This is a genomic window from Blautia sp. Marseille-P2398, from assembly GCF_964240315.1.
GTDB lineage: Bacteria > Bacillota > Clostridia > Lachnospirales > Lachnospiraceae > Blautia_A > Blautia_A wexlerae.
On sequence record NZ_CAXSTD010000002.1, the window covers coordinates 235,808 to 251,420 of the forward strand.

A 15,613-nucleotide genomic window follows, 5' to 3' on the forward strand; every position below is an offset into this window, starting at 1 on the left:
GATTCCATAAACCCAGAACTTCTGAATTTATTCAAAATGCTGTCCGAATATCCTTATTATTTCTCTACATCATCAAAGCTCTCTGCTGTAACGATCTCATTTACCTGTGTGCATAACGGCTCGAAATCTTTTTTAACAGTTTCAAGATCAAGTCCCAGTCCCTCGCAGGTTTCTGTGTTTACTGTTGCAGTACCATTATCAAAAGTTTCAACAGATGTTGTTGCAGGATCTGCATCATTCATAAGGATGTCTGCGATCATATCTGCTGTCTTCTGTCCAAGGTTTGCATAATCAACACCGTATCCGACAAATGCACCATTTAGTGCAAAGGAGTCAGCTCCTGTATACTGTGGGATACCTGCATCAATGAATTTCTCATAGATAGAAAGTTCTGCTGTCATAATTGTGTTGTCAGTTGGTGTGAATACTGCATCTACGCCATCTGCCACCAGTGCATCTGCTGCAAGCTGTACCTCATCTGTTGTGGTACCTGTACGCTCTACATATTCGATGCCTTCTTTATCCAGATAATCCTTGGCTTCCTGGATGGCTGTTGTAGAAGAATCCTGTCCGATATCGTATAAAAGTCCGATTTTCTTTACATCCGGGTTCACTGCCTGGATCAGTTTCATGATGGATGCTGTATCCAGATAATCGCTTGTACCTGTAATGTTTGCTCCAGGTGCATCCAGATCCTCTACAAGACCGCTTCCTACAGGATCAGACACTGCGGAAAATACAACCGGTGTATCGGTTCCTTCTGTTGCGGACTGCATACGCATTGCTACAGGTGTTGCAATACCTACCATCAAATCTACATTATCAGCCTGAAAATCAGAAATGATCTGTTCCATAACATTGGCATCTGCATTACAGTTATCATAGGACACATCAAAATTTACGTCTTTTTCCTTGCCGATTTCTTCCAGACGGGACTGGATGTTGTCTACGATCTGATTCAAGGAAGCGTCATCTACATAATTGCAGATACCAATCTTGAAATCCTGTGCCATAACCGGTGATGCCATCATCATAGTTGCCATTGCTGTTGCTGCGATTGCTAATACTCTTTTTTTCATAGTCTTTTTTCCTCTCTCTACATCTTATTTAGCAGTTCATGGTTTTTTAACTGCCATAGTCTCAGGGATGTTTGCCAATCCCTTGTTACTGTCTGTGAGAAAGAACTCCCCGGATTCCTCTTTTTCCCGGATGTGTCAACTGCTGCGATACCCACCTGCCATCAGCAGATTTTCCTGCATTACAGGGGGTGCCATATAACAGATTCTCTTTATATATAAAAAAATCCGCCACAAGCTATCTGTTGCTTGAGACGGTAATAAGAATCTTATTATCGCGGTACCACTCAAATTGACGAATTGTCCACTTTCTCATGTACAAACATACACTCCTGATTTATAACGGGTTCGGTTCCCGTCGGTGCCTACTCTCACGCTTATCAAGATTTCGGACCGCCCTCGAAAGGCCATTCAACAATCAGTTTCATACGGCTTCCCACCAATTGCCGTTCTCTGGAATGATTCTTGGTTGTTTACTCTTCTTTCTCATCGGTTTTGATGTGTTTACTTTACCACGCTAATGCAGATATGTCAAGAGGTTTATTTTTTATTTTTTTCCAAAAGGGACGCGAAGGAATGGGAAGGGATTTCGGGCTTAGTTTCGGAACCATGTAATTCTAAGGCATTTGGGAAGCTGCTAAAAGCATTCAAAAAAATCTCAAACTCGCTTCGCTCAGACAGTGAGATTTTTTTGAATAACGCAACTTCCCAAATACCAAGAATTACTATGAACCCTCAAATGCGCCCGAAATCCCTTCCCATTCCTTCGCTGTGTACTGGCAAATTGACATATATTCCATTTTCGACAGCATGCCGAATTGCTTGCTTTCTGCACCACCGCAGGAGACTTATTTAATCGAATCAAGTAAATCCCCTGCGGTGGTTGTGAAAAGCAATAAGCAGTGGGGGGGGACTTGCCTTCTGTTAAATGCCTGCTACAATGATATTGGGACCTGTATATTTCAGGATAGCAATATGTAAACAGTGATGTTTACAGAACGATGTGATAAGTGTTAAAATAATGTTCAGAAAAGATCTGTGATCTGCTATGTAGTGATTTTAAGTTTATATAGATTAGATTATATAGAAATGAGGGATATTATATGTCAACAGCAAAAATGGTTTTTCATGGGAGTGATATTGAGAAAATATGTGAGGTCTATCAGCTTAAGTCTGAGGAAATTGTGAAGTTTGGGGCTAATGTAAATCCGCTGGGGCTTTCTGAGCATGTAAAGGAACAGCTTGCAGGACGGCTGGATATCCTGTCTTCTTATCCAGACAGAGATTATACTTCACTTCGCAGCACAATTTCAGAATATTGTAATATTCCTGCTGAATTCATCCTGCCCGGAAATGGTTCCAGCGAACTGATCGCACTGCTGATACAGGAACGAAATCCAAAGCATACCCTTATCCTGGGTCCGACCTATTCAGAATACTCCAGGGAACTCTCCTTCTCCGGAAGCACTCAGGAATACTACCACCTGCGCGAAGAGGATAACTTTGTTCTCGATGTAGATGACTTTTGCCGGACTCTGGATAGAAAATACGATTTTCTCATCCTCTGCAACCCAAATAATCCTACATCATCTGCAATTAGCATAAATGACCTGCGCAGAATCGTTTCCTTCTGCAATGAGCGGAACATTTTCGTGATGATCGACGAAACTTATGTAGAATTTGCCCCGGATATCAATGAGATCACTGCTGTCAGCCTTACCAGAGAATTCACGAACCTTATGATTCTGCGCGGCGTATCAAAATTCTACGCAGCCCCAGGTATGCGTCTTGGCTACGGAATCACCGGGAACCTGGAATTTCTCAAAAAAATGAAAGAAAAACAGGTACCATGGTCTCTCAACAGTCTGGGAGCCCTGGCCGGCGAGCTGATGCTCCAGGATAAAGCCTACATCCGCCAGACCCGGGACCTCATTCTCTCAGAACGCACCCGCCTGCTCAAAGCACTGGAGAATATCCCCACTTACAAAACCTACCCGGCCTACGCCAACTTTCTCCTCCTGAAAATCCAGAAGCCCGGCCTGACCTCCCAGGACGTCTTCGACGCCTGCATCCACCAGGGTCTCATGATCCGCGACTGCTCCTCCTTCGAATGTCTGGACGGCGAATACATCCGCTTCTGCATCATGCACCCCCAGGACAACACCCGACTTCTGCATATACTGGAATCCCTTTAAAGCAGGACATTTCTTTTATTTATAGTAATTCCATAAAATAATACAAACAATCCAATCCATCATAGCTTAAAAACAGCTACCAGCGGGGCGGAAAATATTTTGTCTGGGGTGCATTTGCAGGAGTCTTAGATATTCTTAGTCACCAGAAATCTGCGTTATGAGCCGTCTGCCTCACTGTCTGAGCGAAGTTTGCAACGGAGCGAGTTTGACAAGACGGCTCATGCTTTTAGCAGATTTCTGGCGGCTTAGAATATCTTAGGCTCCGAAACCGCACCCCAGACAAAATATTTTCCGCTCCGCGTCCCTCTTGAACATAAAAAGAGCCAGAAACTCCCCTTTCCCGAAGTTTCTGGCCTTTTTTATCAGTTTTTAAAGCTATGGATCGGTGCTGGAATCCTTCCGCCACGCTGCACAAACGCATCACAGGAGAACTGATTCACCGGCATGATCGGTGCATAACCAAGCAGTCCACCGAACTCAACCACTTCGCCAACCCCCTTACCAATTACCGGGATCAGACGAACCGCCGTAGTCTTCTGGTTCACCATACCAATTGCAGACTCATCCGCAATAATACCCGCAATCGTAGAAGCCTTCGTATCTCCGGGAATTGCAATCATATCAAGACCTACAGAACATACACAAGTCATAGCTTCCAGCTTCTCAAGAGTCAGTGCCCCTGCATTCACCGCATCAATCATACCCTGATCCTCGCTGACCGGAATAAATGCACCACTCAAACCACCAACTGCTGTAGAAGCCATAACTCCACCCTTCTTAACCTGGTCATTTAACAGAGCAAGCGCTGCTGTTGTGCCCGGTGCACCTGCATGCTCCAGACCAATCTCCTCAAGGATCTCAGCAACACTGTCACCAATTGCAGGAGTAGGAGCCAGAGACAGATCCACGATACCAAACTTAACACCAAGACGTCTGGAAGCCTCCTGTGCTACCAGCTGACCAACACGTGTTACCTTGAAGGCAGTACGCTTGATCATCTCACAAAGAGTTTCAAAATCCTTACCTCTTACCTGTTCCAGCGCAGTCTTAACAACGCCAGGTCCGCTGACACCAACGTTAATGATAGTGTCTGCTTCTGTCACACCATGGAAAGCGCCTGCCATAAACGGGTTATCATCCGGTGCATTACAGAATACAACCAGCTTCGCACATCCCAGGGAATCCTGATCTTTGGTAGCTTTCGCTGTTTCCAGAACGATCTCACCCATCAGCTTAACAGCATCCATATTGATACCTGTACGTGTAGATCCAACATTTACAGAACTGCAGACACGCTCTGTCTTCGCCATAGCCTGTGGGATAGATTCGATCAGAAGTCTCTCAGCAGGAGTCATTCCCTTGCTTACCAGTGCAGAATAACCGCCGATAAAGTTTACGCCTACCACCTTGGCAGCCTTATCCAGAGTTTCTGCAATAGTTACAAAATCTTCCTTTGTCTTACATGCAGCTCCGCCAATCAATGCGATCGGAGTTACGGAAATTCTTTTATTTACGATCGGAATTCCATATTCACCGGAAATAGCCTCACCTGTAGATACCAGATCCTTTGCACAGGTTGTGATCTTTTTATAGATTTTCTCATTTAAAACAGCAAGATCACTGTCAATACAGTCCAGAAGGCTGATACCCATAGTAATGGTACGCACATCCAGATTCTCCTGCTCGATCATTTTATTCGTTTCATTTACTTCAAAAATATTGATCATTTTGTTTTTCTCCCTTGTATGTTCTCTCAGCATTTTTCAGGCAATCTGATACAGGAAAGTCCCTCAGTGGCTTACCTGCTTAGATTTTCTCAGATTCTGTGCATTACATTGAAGATATCTTCATGCTGGCAGCGGATCACTACACCGATCTTATCTCCAAGGGCTTCCAGTTCTTTGGCAAGAACTCCGTTGTCTTTCTCACATTTGCTGGCATCTGTTACCATCATCATGTTGAAATATCCCTGTACGATGGTCTGGGAGATATCAAGAATGTTTACATTATTGTCTGCAAGATAAGTACAAACCTTTGCAATAATTCCTACGGTATCGTTTCCTACTACTGTGATGATTGTCTTTTTCATAAGTTCTTTGTCCTTTCTACACTGTAATTACTTCTGATATGCAATCCCTCTGTGCCACCTGAATTCTGAAATCACGCGACTTATAAGGGTTGTCACCTAAGGTTACTTCTGAACAGACGGTTTCATATGCCAGTTCCTCATAGTTATTTTCCCTGCTCAGATGTCCAAGGAAAATCCCTTTCATATTGTCATGCAGCAGCCTGCATAAAAGCCTGCCTGCATTCTCATTGGAAAGATGTCCCCTGTCTCCAAGGATTCTCTGTTTCAGATAATAGGGATATTTTCCAACCTGCAGCATACGGATGTCATGATTTGCTTCCAGAAGAAGCGCATCCAGATTCTGCAGATTACCGACTATGTACTCATTATATTTTCCAAGGTCTGTAGCAATCCCCACAGAATGCTCTCCACACTCTACCCGGTATCCTACGGGCTGTGCAGCATCATGAGGGATCGTAAAAGGATTCACTGTCAGATCATTAATCTCAAAAGGCTCATCTTCGTGTATCTCACGAAAAATCCCTTCCGGCATTTTTCCAAGATTCATGTGAGATAAAGCTTCCACAGTTCCTTCTGTCGCATAAACCGGTATCTGATGTTTCCTTGCGATCACGCCCAGACCTTTGATATGATCCGAATGTTCATGTGTAATCAAGATACCATCAATATCTTTTCCTGTCAATTCCAGAGAATTCAATCCCTGTTCTACTCTTTTTCCGCTGATGCCTACATCCACCAGAAGATGGGTATTATCTGAGCCCACATAAATACAGTTTCCGCTGCTTCCGCTGGCAATGCTACAAAGTCTCATATTTTCTGATTCCTTCCTCAATCTGCCGTCTGGTCTGTGCAAAATCTCCGTTATTTACCACAACATAGTCTGCATTTTCCCGAAAAAAAGTCTCCGGTGCCTGACTGGCAATGATACTGACTGATTTCTCTCTTGTATAACCGCGGTTCTCCATCAGTCTCCTGATACGGATCTCTTCATCCGTATGAATATACCATATCGTATCGCAAAACTCCTGATAATGATCTTCCAGAAGGAGTGCAGCTTCCACCACACATATCTTCTGTCCCTGCTGTTTCTTTACAGCTAACTGCTCTCTGATGTACTGTTTCACAGCCGGATGGATGATCTGGTTTAATTTCTCCAGAAGCTCTGGATGTGAAAATACTACATCCGAAACCTGTCTGCGGTCAATAGTTTTATCATTTTTTATGATTTGTCTTCCAAATAGTGCAATCACCGGTTCATAACAGGACTGCCCCGGCTCCATCACCAGATGCCCGATCTCATCTGCTTTCATCACATACGCCTGATACTTTTCTTCAAGAAAATCAAGCACTGTACTTTTTCCGGCACCCACTCCGCCGGTAATTCCTATTGTTATCATCATCACTTCGCCTCATACCAGTTATTACCCTGATGCATATCGACTTCCAGTTCTACGGAAAGCTTTGCAGCACCTTTCATCTCTTCTTCAAGAATAGCAGAAACCTGCGGGATTTCCTCTTTACAGGTCTCTATCAGAAGTTCATCGTGTACCTGAAGTACAAGACGGGATTTAAGATTCTCATCCTTTAATCGTCTGTACACACGGTTCATTGCAATTTTAATGATATCCGCCGCAGTTCCCTGTATTGGAGAGTTCATGGCTACTCGCTCCCCAAAAGACCTCTGCATAAAATTACCGGATTTCAGTTCCGGGATCGGCCTGCGTCTGCCAAACATGGTAGTCACATATCCTTTTTCTTTTCCCTCTTCCACCAGTCCGTCAAGAAATCCTTTGATCTTTGGATACGTTTCAAAATATCTTTCAATATATTCGGCTGCTTCTTTTCGTGTGATACTTAAATCCTGGCTGAGTCCAAAGGAACTGATCCCATAAACGATTCCAAAATTTACTGCCTTGGCATTTCTCCTCTGCAGATCTGTCACCTCATCAAAGGGCACATGGAATACCTCTGATGCTGTATGTCTGTGGATATCCTGGGCTTCTTTATATGCCTGGATCAATTTCTCATCCCCTGACATATGTGCCAGAACACGAAGCTCGATCTGGGAATAGTCCGCATCCAGAAATACATATCCCTCTTCCGGAACAAATACCTTACGGATCAGTCTTCCAAGCTCCATTCTTACAGGGATATTCTGAAGATTCGGCTCTGTGCTGCTGATCCTTCCTGTTGCTGTAATTGTCTGGTTAAAAGTAGAATGAATCCTGCCGTCCTCTGCGATCTCACCAACAAGCCCGTCTGCATAAGTAGATTTCAGTTTCGCAAGCTGACGGTACTCCAGAATATCCTTTACAATGGGATACTCCGGTGCAAGCTTTTCCAGAATATCTGCCGCTGTGGAATAACCTGTCTTTGTTTTCTTTCCACCCTTAAGGCCAAGCTTTTCAAACAGGATCACTCCCATCTGTTTCGGAGAATTGATATTAAACTCTTCCCCTGCCTGCTGCCAGATCTGCTTCTCAAGTTCTCCAATACGTACACTTAGTTTCTCACCGTAGCTTTTCAGTTCTTCACTCTTCACGCTGATTCCCCATTTTTCCATGGAATCAAGAGTAAAGATCAGCGGAAGCTCAATCTGTGTATATACATTCCACATACCTGTATCACGCAGTGCTTCACACATGGGTTTCCGGCAGGCAAGTGCTGTATAGGCCATGTAGCAGGCCCATGCTGCAAGCCCCTCTGCACTCTCCTCCCATGCTTTTTCCACTGTTTTCTTTCCAAGAAGTTCCTCTCTTGCAGGCAGGATACGACCATTCAGATATTCCTTTGCCATATCATCGTAAGTATAGGAGGATTTCAGAGGATTCAGCAGATATGCAGCCACACCTGCATCAAATACAGCCATCGGATCATCAGATTTTATATGCTTGAGTAATGCCTTTACATCCAATGCACATACACATTTTTTATCATATTTCAGAGTACCGTCTGTATTGACATCAGATATCTCATTTTCCGGATCCTTCTTCACATCATCTGTATTAGATTTCATAATATTCTCTGTGTTGGATTCAGATACTTTATGAAGGAGCCCTTCCAATTTTCCGCAGAGATAACCTTCTGTGATCATCCCTTCTGCAGGAATATAATAAATTTCCTCTTCATTCAGCGCAAGTCCTGCACCAAATACCCTGCCATTCTCTGTAACCAGAGAAACACCCGCTGTCTTTCCTGCTTCCGCTTTCGCAAACAGCGCTTCACAGCCTGCCAAGTCTGCACATGTGAAAAACTCCTGTTCCAGCGTATCTTCCTGTACGGCCGCAGAGTCAAAACGGTTAAGCAGATTCTTAAATTCCAGCTGTCTGCAGAGAAGGAAAGCTTCTTTTGTATAAAGATTTCCCAATTTTGCCTTTTCATACGAAAACTCTATGGGACTGTCCGTACAGATCGTAGCCAGAGCCTTGCTCATCTGCGCCATATCATAATGTTCTCTCATTGATTCCCTGGCTCTGTTTGGCTTCAGCTCTTCCAAATGTTCATGAGCATTCTCAATACTTCCATACTCCACAATAATCTTTGTGGCAGTTTTCTCACCTACTCCCGGGATTCCCGGTATATTATCCGCACTGTCTCCCATCAGAGCCTTTAACTCAATGATCTGAGGAGGTGTCACCTGATATTTCTCGATCACCTGCTGTGCATGATAATCCTCTATGGTGGTCTTGCCCCTTACAGTCTTTGGCAAACGGATCATAACCTTATCTGTCGCAAGCTGAAGCAGATCTCTGTCACCGGAAAGGATTGTCGCATCCATTCCTGCCGCTTCGCTTTTCCTGGCCAGAGTTCCCAGAATATCATCCGCTTCGTAGCCTTCTTTTGTCACAACATTCACACCCATTGCAGTAAGCATTTCTTTAATCAGCGGTACCTGCTCTCTCAGTTCTTCAGGCATGGGTTTACGTGTTCCCTTGTATGCTTCAAACATCTTATGGCGGAAAGTCGGTGCCTTCAGGTCAAATGCCACTGTCAGATACTGAGGCTTCTCTTCCTCGATCGTCCGAAGAAGGATATTCAGAAAACCATATACTGCCCCTGTGTGTTTTCCTTCTGAATTTGTAAGATCCGGCAGACCATAAAAAGCTCTGTTCAGAATACTGTGTCCGTCAATCAGTAATATTTTTTCGCTCATAAAATCCTCCAGTGTCTTTATAGAATGTAATTTGTCTCCATCATTACAAAAATCAATATTGCCGCAATCGTAGCGATCAGAAGGCATATACTTACTCCAAACATCAGCCAACTGGCTTTCTTCTTGCGGATATATCTTCTGGATTTCCGGATATCCTGTTCCAGCAGTTTTTTGAAATCCAGAACCGAATCGCTGCTGTCATCATCAAGCTGCTGTGTTACCTCATGTACAATAAAATATGTTTCCAGTTCATCATAACAGGAAGAACAATTCTGTACATGATCGAGAAACTCTTCCAGTTCATTTAGTGGAAGATCATGTTTAATATAACTACTCACCATTCCTTCTGCAGTTCGGCAATCCATCTTCATTCCCTTCTTTCTTCCAAAAAACATCCAGGATGCTGCGTTCACTATTACGAATTATAACCGAACCGGAGTTAATTGGCAAGGAAAAGCAGCAGAAGCTCAAATCGCCTCTGCTGCTTTCATTGCTGTTCACTCAGTTTTCAGTGACATAACCAAATTTCCGAATTGCCTGTGGCAATGGACTTTTGGCTTGTATATCTTGAGAAAATATCACTTCTGCAAATTCACTTTCCCGGAAGATGTATCTGCATCAGCTTCTGTACTGTTTTCGGATTCTGCATTGTTCTCAGACTCTGTATTACTTTCAGATTCTGCCACTACAGTGGGAACCTGTACAGGTGCATTCAGGATCTTCATAAATTCCTCACCTGTAATTGTCTCATGCTCATACAGATATTTTGCAAGTTCATGGAGCTTTCCGATATTGTCCTGAAGGATTTTCAGTGCTTTCTGGTGTTCCATCCTGACAAGCTCCACAACCTTCTTATCCAGAAGAGTCTGTGTCTCAAAAGAACAGCTTAAGCTGGAGTCTCCGCCCAGATACTGATTTGTCACATTCTCCATGGCAACCATATCGAAGTCTTCACTCATACCATATCTGGAGATCATTGCTCTTGCAAGCTTAGTCGCCTGTTCGATATCATTGGATGCTCCGGTTGTAATAGAGTGGAAGATCAGTTCCTCAGCGGCACGACCGCCTGTAAAGGTCGCTATCTTATTTGCAAGTTCTTCCTTTGTCATCAGATAATGATCTCCGTCATCCACCTGCATGGTATATCCGAGTGCTCCTGATGTACGCGGAATAATAGTGATCTTGTGGACCGGTGCAGATTCGGTCTGCTTTGCTGCAACCAGCGCATGTCCGATTTCATGATAAGCAACTATCAGTTTTTCTTTATTGGAAAGAACTCTGTTCTTCTTCTGATATCCTGCGATAACTACCTCGATACTCTCCTCAAAATCTGCCTGGGTGGCAAATTTTCTGCCGTCACGTACTGCACGAAGTGCTGCTTCATTGACAATATTTGCAAGTTCTGCACCGGAGGCTCCGGCTGCAGCTTTCGCAATCTCATCAAAACGTACGGAATCTGCAATCTTAATCTTCTTTGCATGGACTTTAAGGATTTCCTCACGTCCTTTTAAATCCGGAAGTTCAACAGGAATACGTCTGTCAAAACGTCCGGGACGAAGAAGTGCGGGATCAAGGGAATCCGGTCTGTTGGTTGCCGCAAGGATCACAACACCTTTGGAGCCGTCAAAACCATCCATCTCTGTAAGCAGCTGGTTCAGAGTCTGCTCGCGCTCATCATTACCGCCTGTAAATCCGGCACCATCACGTTTCTTGCCAATTGTGTCGATCTCATCGATAAATACAATACATGGAGCTTTCTCATTCGCCTGTTTGAAAAGATCACGCACCTTGGCAGCGCCCATACCAACAAACATTTCCACGAATTCAGAACCGGAAATGGAGAAGAACGGAACTTCCGCTTCACCGGCTACCGCTTTTGCAAGAAGTGTTTTACCTGTACCCGGAGGGCCTACAAGAAGGGCTCCTTTCGGCATAGATGCACCGATTTCTCTGTATTTCTGCGGGTTATGAAGATAATCTACGATTTCTGTCAGAAGATCCTTGGCTTCGTCCTCTCCCGCTACATCTGAGAATTTGATTCCCGTAGATGATTTCACATATACTTTCGCATTACTCTTTCCAAATGACATTGCCCCACCGGGACCTCCGCCCATGGAACTCATCATCTTCTTGCTGAGCCACCTTCCAAGAAGGATAAAGATGGCAATCGGCAGTACATATCCTGCGATCAGACTGATCCAGATAGATGTCTGCTGTGGTGCTGCTGCACCGAACTTGACATTTGCATCATGCAAACGGTCTACAAGGTCAGGATCATTCATCTTGACAGTTCTGAAATAACCCTCCTGTCCGTCACTCTCTGCTACATAATAAATATAATCATCCTGAATTTCTACTGTCTTAACGTAATCCTTCTCTACTCCTGTCAGGAAAGTACTGTAATCAGTCGTCTGTACCTTTCGTCCCTCAATTGCAGGAAGTAACAGCACATTCAGAAGAATGATAATAACTGCCGCAATGATATAATATACATAAAGCGGTTTTCTGCCAGGCTTTTTATTATCAAGGTTCATTGGCTTTTCCTCCATTTCGTTTTGTTATGATGTACCATATCACTTATTCATCTCTTTTTCAAGAAAAGCGAGATAAATTTCATAAAGATTTTAGAATTATCTGAACTGTTCAATACGGCAAATAAAAAAAAAGCGAAAACCTTCACAAACAAAGGCTTCGCTTACTTTTTAATGCCGGCAGTGGGACTTGAACCCACACGTGGTTGCCCACAACAGATTTTGAGTCTGCCTCGTCTGCCATTCCGACATGCCGGCATTGAAACGAGTATTATCATATCACGTTTTTGTCGAAATGGCAAGGGCATTTTTGAGTTTTTTTTAATATTTCACAAACCTCGTTTTAGAATACACATTGCTTGCCTTGATCAGTTTCTGATATCTGGCAAACAGCTTCTCAGGAAGTCTGATAGTTACGGTTTTGTTGACCGCAAAAGCTTTTTTTCCAACATAGTTCAGTGCTGTACTGTTGATCCTGATTACTTTGACTGCCGGGCACTGGTAAAAAGCTCTGGCATCTATATGTCTGACACTGGCAGGAAGTATAAAATTTCGCAGTTTTGTACACTGTGCAAATGCGTTGCTGCCAATTCTTTTTACTCTGCTGCCAAATCTTATGTTCCGCAGATTCGGGCACTGGCTGAACGCATATTTTCCAATCGTTGTTACATTATTTCCAAAAATAACATCTGTAATTTCTTTGTTCCCGCTGAAGGCATTCTTGTCAATTGTAGTTACTTTATAAACTTTATCATTGATCACAACTGTAGCCGGAATCTGTATCACATTATATTCCGCAGCAAGACCTGTAACGCTTACTTCTCTTTCATTTAAAATCTTATAGCCAATTCCACCTATCAGGTACTTATAGCTTCCACCCTGTTCAGTTAACGGAGCTGCATTGAACTGATATCTCACAGGTTGTACAATATCGTTTTTCTCCCATATACCTCCTGTATATTCTTCTCTCTGGAAAAAGACATATATATTGTATGCACGTTCCACCTTTGTATAAATACCCTTTGCAGAACCGATTTCCCATTTCCTGTGAATATCGCTTTCCTGTGGCTTGAGAGAAAGACTCCAGTATAATGGTGTCCATCTGACATCTCCCTCAACAGGATTCGTATTCTGCGTTCCGGCACCGGTCACATTAAATTTATAGTAAGTGTTGGGATAGAAAACCAGAGGTTTGTCAAGTCCTTCAACGACACTGTCATTTGCACTTACCCCTTTGCTTTCATCTGTGTCTGTTGAAGTTTCCTCTCCGGCTGCCCAGATGAAATTCTGTGTATCTGCTCCATCCTGAAATTCCGCTGCACCGGTCGTACTGACCGGAACTGCTGCCAGAACACCTGCCAGCACCATAGCTGCTATTTTTTTCATTACTCTCTCCTCCTCTTTTTCAGCAGTATATAAAATATATACAACTGTTCAGTCCTTTCTTATAGCAATAGTGAACTGTTACTGTTCTGCTTACAATTTATATCTACATCTTGTATTTTACTTATTTTTCTGCTAAATGTCTACCTTGATTTTCTGCTAATCCTGTCGTATTTTTGTTACTGTTCACTCCGTTCTCAGTAACTTAGCCAAAATTCATTCCAGATTGCCTACGGCAATAGAATTTTGGCTTGTATGTCTCGGGATTTTGGCATATTCATGCCAAAACACCTCGCGGGATAGTGCTATGTGAACAGTAACGCATTTTTACTTCATCTGTATTCCACTTCTCATACGTGATATAATCCGCACCCATTTTCCTGAAAATGTCTACCATATCTTCATTCCGGCAAAGCCATACGGATATGCGGATTCCATTCTGATGGGCATTGTTGATATCATTCATACTGATATTTTTATACTCTGCACTTATGTCCAGATCATATTTCTTACACTGCTGTATCATAGAAGCATTCATGCGCACTGTACGAATCCACTGCAATTTCCCTGTAAATCCCATCTCACGCAGTTTACCAAGTGTTTCTATGCGGAAACAGATGAGTACCGGCTCTTTCTGTGATTCAGTCAGAAGCTGCATAAACAAATTCATGGCTTCTTCCGTACGGATTGACTTTATTTCAATCACCGGCGTCACAGAGTACTTATTGCAGCATGCAATATACTGTTCCAGTGTAGGAATAAGATTATCCGGATACTGTGAAGCATTTCTTCCATTTATAATCGGATACTGCTTTATCTCCTCATAAGTCATCTCTGAAATAAGCCTGTCCTCCCCGCACATCCGCAGCAAAGAATCATCATGAGAGACAACCAGAACTCCATCTGCGGTCTCTCTCACATCTGTCTCCACAAACTCCGCCCCATTGCGTCCTGCCATCTCAAAGGCAGGCACGGAATTCTCAGGTGCTTCTGTCTGTTCACCTCTGTGCAAAATATAATGAGTAACTCCATCCAGTGGTTTCCGGAACTTTTTCTCATCTTCCGGTGCAGGTGTGATTTTCGGAGTTGGCGTGACCGTTACCGTCGGCTCCGGGGTCACAGATGGTGCTGGTTCATCCGGTGTCAGTGTAGGCGTAATTTCCGGAGTTTCTGACGCTGCCGGCAGGACGATCACTTCTATCTCTGATACATACCTGTCAGTACCATAAGAAACACTGGTGATTTTGACATTTCCCGCCTTTTTTGCAGTAACTTTTCCTTTCTTTGATACAGTTGCCACCGTTTTATCAGAAGAAGTATAAGTCAGCCTTTTTCCATACTTCTGCGGCTCCAGAATAACTGTCTTTCCTGCTGTTACTTTCACCTGTTTTTTGTATTTCTTAAAAAGAACTGTTTCCGTTTTATTACAGACAAAAACCTCGCAGTTTACTTTCAGTCCACTCATCTGTGCTGTGATCGTTGCCTGTCCGGGCTTTAAACCATATATCCTGCCATTTATAACCTTTGCACATTTTGAGTTACTGCTGGTCCATTTAAACTTCTTTGGACTCACTTTTGTATCATGATTCAGGATCTTTACTGTATAAGTGGCACCGGTCTTTACAACCACCTCAGATTTATGCACTCGATATTCGTCTGCTGCATAAGTATTATCTGCCACATATATTATACTGATAAAACCTGTAATTATAAGCACAATAGCAAATATGGCAGACCTTACAGTCTGCATGCCTGTTCTTTTGTCTCTGTATTCTTTTTTCTTATCTCCCATTATTCTATCTCTCATCTCTCATATGCCATTCCTGATCTGCTGCTTTTATTTCCGGTATGTTCCTAAACACTTCACAATCCTGATCACATTCGTCTCTGATGCAGGGACAGACCATCTTTACTTTTTTAAAATGTCCGGGAACACCCTCATATTGTACACTCCACAGACCATTGTAATGCAGCTGTTTACACATTCCTGTTTCATATTCATATTTAATCATATGTCTACCTCCGAACAGACAAAATTTTTACAGTACATTCTTCTGAAATCACTGTTTCTCCATGCAAAACGAAAGGCACTAACCTTCCAGCATCATGCACAGATCAGTACCTTTCTTTTTGTGTGTTTTTATGTCATATCTGCCCCGGCAATACCACAAGATAGTAAATTACAG

12 protein-coding genes, 1 tRNA gene and 1 other annotated feature are annotated in these 15,613 nt (G+C 43.2%); of the genes, 1 reads left to right on the plus strand and 12 read right to left on the minus strand.

All coding sequences use genetic code 11. The features are described from left to right. Positions 1-56 precede the first annotated feature (56 nt). Positions 57-1,079 carry an ABC transporter substrate-binding protein gene (locus ACESZG_RS03765; RefSeq protein WP_008704725.1) on the minus strand — a complete coding sequence of 341 codons (1,023 nt, stop codon included), beginning with the start codon at positions 1,077-1,079 and terminating at the stop codon, positions 57-59. Between the two features lie 244 nt (positions 1,080-1,323). Then, positions 1,324-1,575: a binding site (T-box leader), on the minus strand. Positions 1,576-2,179: 604 nt separating this feature from the next. Between ACESZG_RS03765 and ACESZG_RS03770 the strand changes: the two genes are divergently transcribed. Beyond that, the gene (locus ACESZG_RS03770; RefSeq protein ID WP_373217597.1) at positions 2,180-3,271 is read left to right on the plus strand and encodes a histidinol-phosphate transaminase; all 1,092 of its coding nucleotides are present in this window, start codon (positions 2,180-2,182) and stop codon (positions 3,269-3,271) included. 362 nt (positions 3,272-3,633) lie between these two features. On the opposite strand, the gene ACESZG_RS03775 is transcribed toward ACESZG_RS03770, so the two are convergent. The 11 genes from ACESZG_RS03775 to ACESZG_RS03825 all read right to left on the minus strand — a co-directional run bounded on the left by ACESZG_RS03775 (position 3,634) and on the right by ACESZG_RS03825 (position 15,439). After that, positions 3,634-4,998 (minus strand): PFL family protein, encoded by a 1,365-nt coding sequence (locus tag ACESZG_RS03775; RefSeq protein WP_008704727.1) that lies wholly within the window; start codon positions 4,996-4,998, stop codon positions 3,634-3,636. A gap of 89 nt (positions 4,999-5,087) precedes the next feature. Then, on the minus strand, positions 5,088-5,360 hold the full coding sequence (locus ACESZG_RS03780) for an ACT domain-containing protein (protein ID WP_008704728.1): 273 nt from the start codon (positions 5,358-5,360) through the stop codon (positions 5,088-5,090). 16 nt (positions 5,361-5,376) lie between these two features. After that, on the minus strand, positions 5,377-6,171 hold the full coding sequence (locus tag ACESZG_RS03785) for an MBL fold metallo-hydrolase (protein ID WP_008704729.1): 795 nt from the start codon (positions 6,169-6,171) through the stop codon (positions 5,377-5,379). Continuing rightward, on the minus strand, positions 6,158-6,760 hold the full coding sequence (gene coaE, locus ACESZG_RS03790; protein ID WP_306797798.1) for a dephospho-CoA kinase: 603 nt from the start codon (positions 6,758-6,760) through the stop codon (positions 6,158-6,160). The genes ACESZG_RS03785 and coaE overlap by 14 nt, the downstream gene beginning before the upstream one ends. Next, positions 6,760-9,513, minus strand: a complete 2,754-nt coding sequence (gene polA / locus ACESZG_RS03795; protein WP_196049497.1) for a DNA polymerase I — start codon at positions 9,511-9,513, stop codon at positions 6,760-6,762. Before polA ends, coaE begins: the two co-directional genes overlap by 1 nt. A gap of 17 nt (positions 9,514-9,530) precedes the next feature. After that, positions 9,531-9,878, minus strand: a complete 348-nt coding sequence (locus ACESZG_RS03800) for a zf-HC2 domain-containing protein (RefSeq protein ID WP_029676784.1) — start codon at positions 9,876-9,878, stop codon at positions 9,531-9,533. Between the two features lie 213 nt (positions 9,879-10,091). Continuing rightward, complete coding sequence (gene ftsH / locus ACESZG_RS03805) at positions 10,092-12,047, minus strand: ATP-dependent zinc metalloprotease FtsH (protein ID WP_118670006.1); 1,956 nt, start codon at positions 12,045-12,047, stop codon at positions 10,092-10,094. Positions 12,048-12,219: 172 nt separating this feature from the next. Next, positions 12,220-12,302: transfer RNA gene (locus tag ACESZG_RS03810), tRNA-Leu, on the minus strand. Positions 12,303-12,365: 63 nt separating this feature from the next. Continuing rightward, entirely contained in the window at positions 12,366-13,430 is a 1,065-nt protein-coding gene (locus ACESZG_RS03815) for a leucine-rich repeat domain-containing protein (RefSeq protein WP_022381484.1), read from the minus strand. A 274-nt stretch (positions 13,431-13,704) separates the two neighbouring features. Next, the gene (locus ACESZG_RS03820; RefSeq protein ID WP_373217600.1) at positions 13,705-15,219 is read right to left on the minus strand and encodes a glycerophosphodiester phosphodiesterase family protein; all 1,515 of its coding nucleotides are present in this window, start codon (positions 15,217-15,219) and stop codon (positions 13,705-13,707) included. Positions 15,220-15,223: 4 nt separating this feature from the next. Further along, positions 15,224-15,439, minus strand: a complete 216-nt coding sequence (locus ACESZG_RS03825) for a hypothetical protein (protein WP_022381482.1) — start codon at positions 15,437-15,439, stop codon at positions 15,224-15,226. Positions 15,440-15,613 lie beyond the last annotated feature (174 nt).

Coding starts and splice junctions, on each gene's coding strand:
- ACESZG_RS03770 (WP_373217597.1), top strand. CDS start 2,180: ATGTCAACAGCAAAAATGGTTTTTCATGGGAGTGATATTGAGAAAATA.
- ftsH (WP_118670006.1), bottom strand. CDS start 12,047: ATGAACCTTGATAATAAAAAGCCTGGCAGAAAACCGCTTTATGTATAT.
- ACESZG_RS03785 (WP_008704729.1), bottom strand. CDS start 6,171: ATGAGACTTTGTAGCATTGCCAGCGGAAGCAGCGGAAACTGTATTTAT.
- ACESZG_RS03775 (WP_008704727.1), bottom strand. CDS start 4,998: ATGATCAATATTTTTGAAGTAAATGAAACGAATAAAATGATCGAGCAG.
- ACESZG_RS03780 (WP_008704728.1), bottom strand. CDS start 5,360: ATGAAAAAGACAATCATCACAGTAGTAGGAAACGATACCGTAGGAATT.
- ACESZG_RS03765 (WP_008704725.1), bottom strand. CDS start 1,079: ATGAAAAAAAGAGTATTAGCAATCGCAGCAACAGCAATGGCAACTATG.
- ACESZG_RS03815 (WP_022381484.1), bottom strand. CDS start 13,430: ATGAAAAAAATAGCAGCTATGGTGCTGGCAGGTGTTCTGGCAGCAGTT.
- ACESZG_RS03800 (WP_029676784.1), bottom strand. CDS start 9,878: ATGGATTGCCGAACTGCAGAAGGAATGGTGAGTAGTTATATTAAACAT.
- ACESZG_RS03825 (WP_022381482.1), bottom strand. CDS start 15,439: ATGATTAAATATGAATATGAAACAGGAATGTGTAAACAGCTGCATTAC.
- coaE (WP_306797798.1), bottom strand. CDS start 6,760: ATGATGATAACAATAGGAATTACCGGCGGAGTGGGTGCCGGAAAAAGT.
- polA (WP_196049497.1), bottom strand. CDS start 9,513: ATGAGCGAAAAAATATTACTGATTGACGGACACAGTATTCTGAACAGA.
- ACESZG_RS03820 (WP_373217600.1), bottom strand. CDS start 15,219: ATGGGAGATAAGAAAAAAGAATACAGAGACAAAAGAACAGGCATGCAG.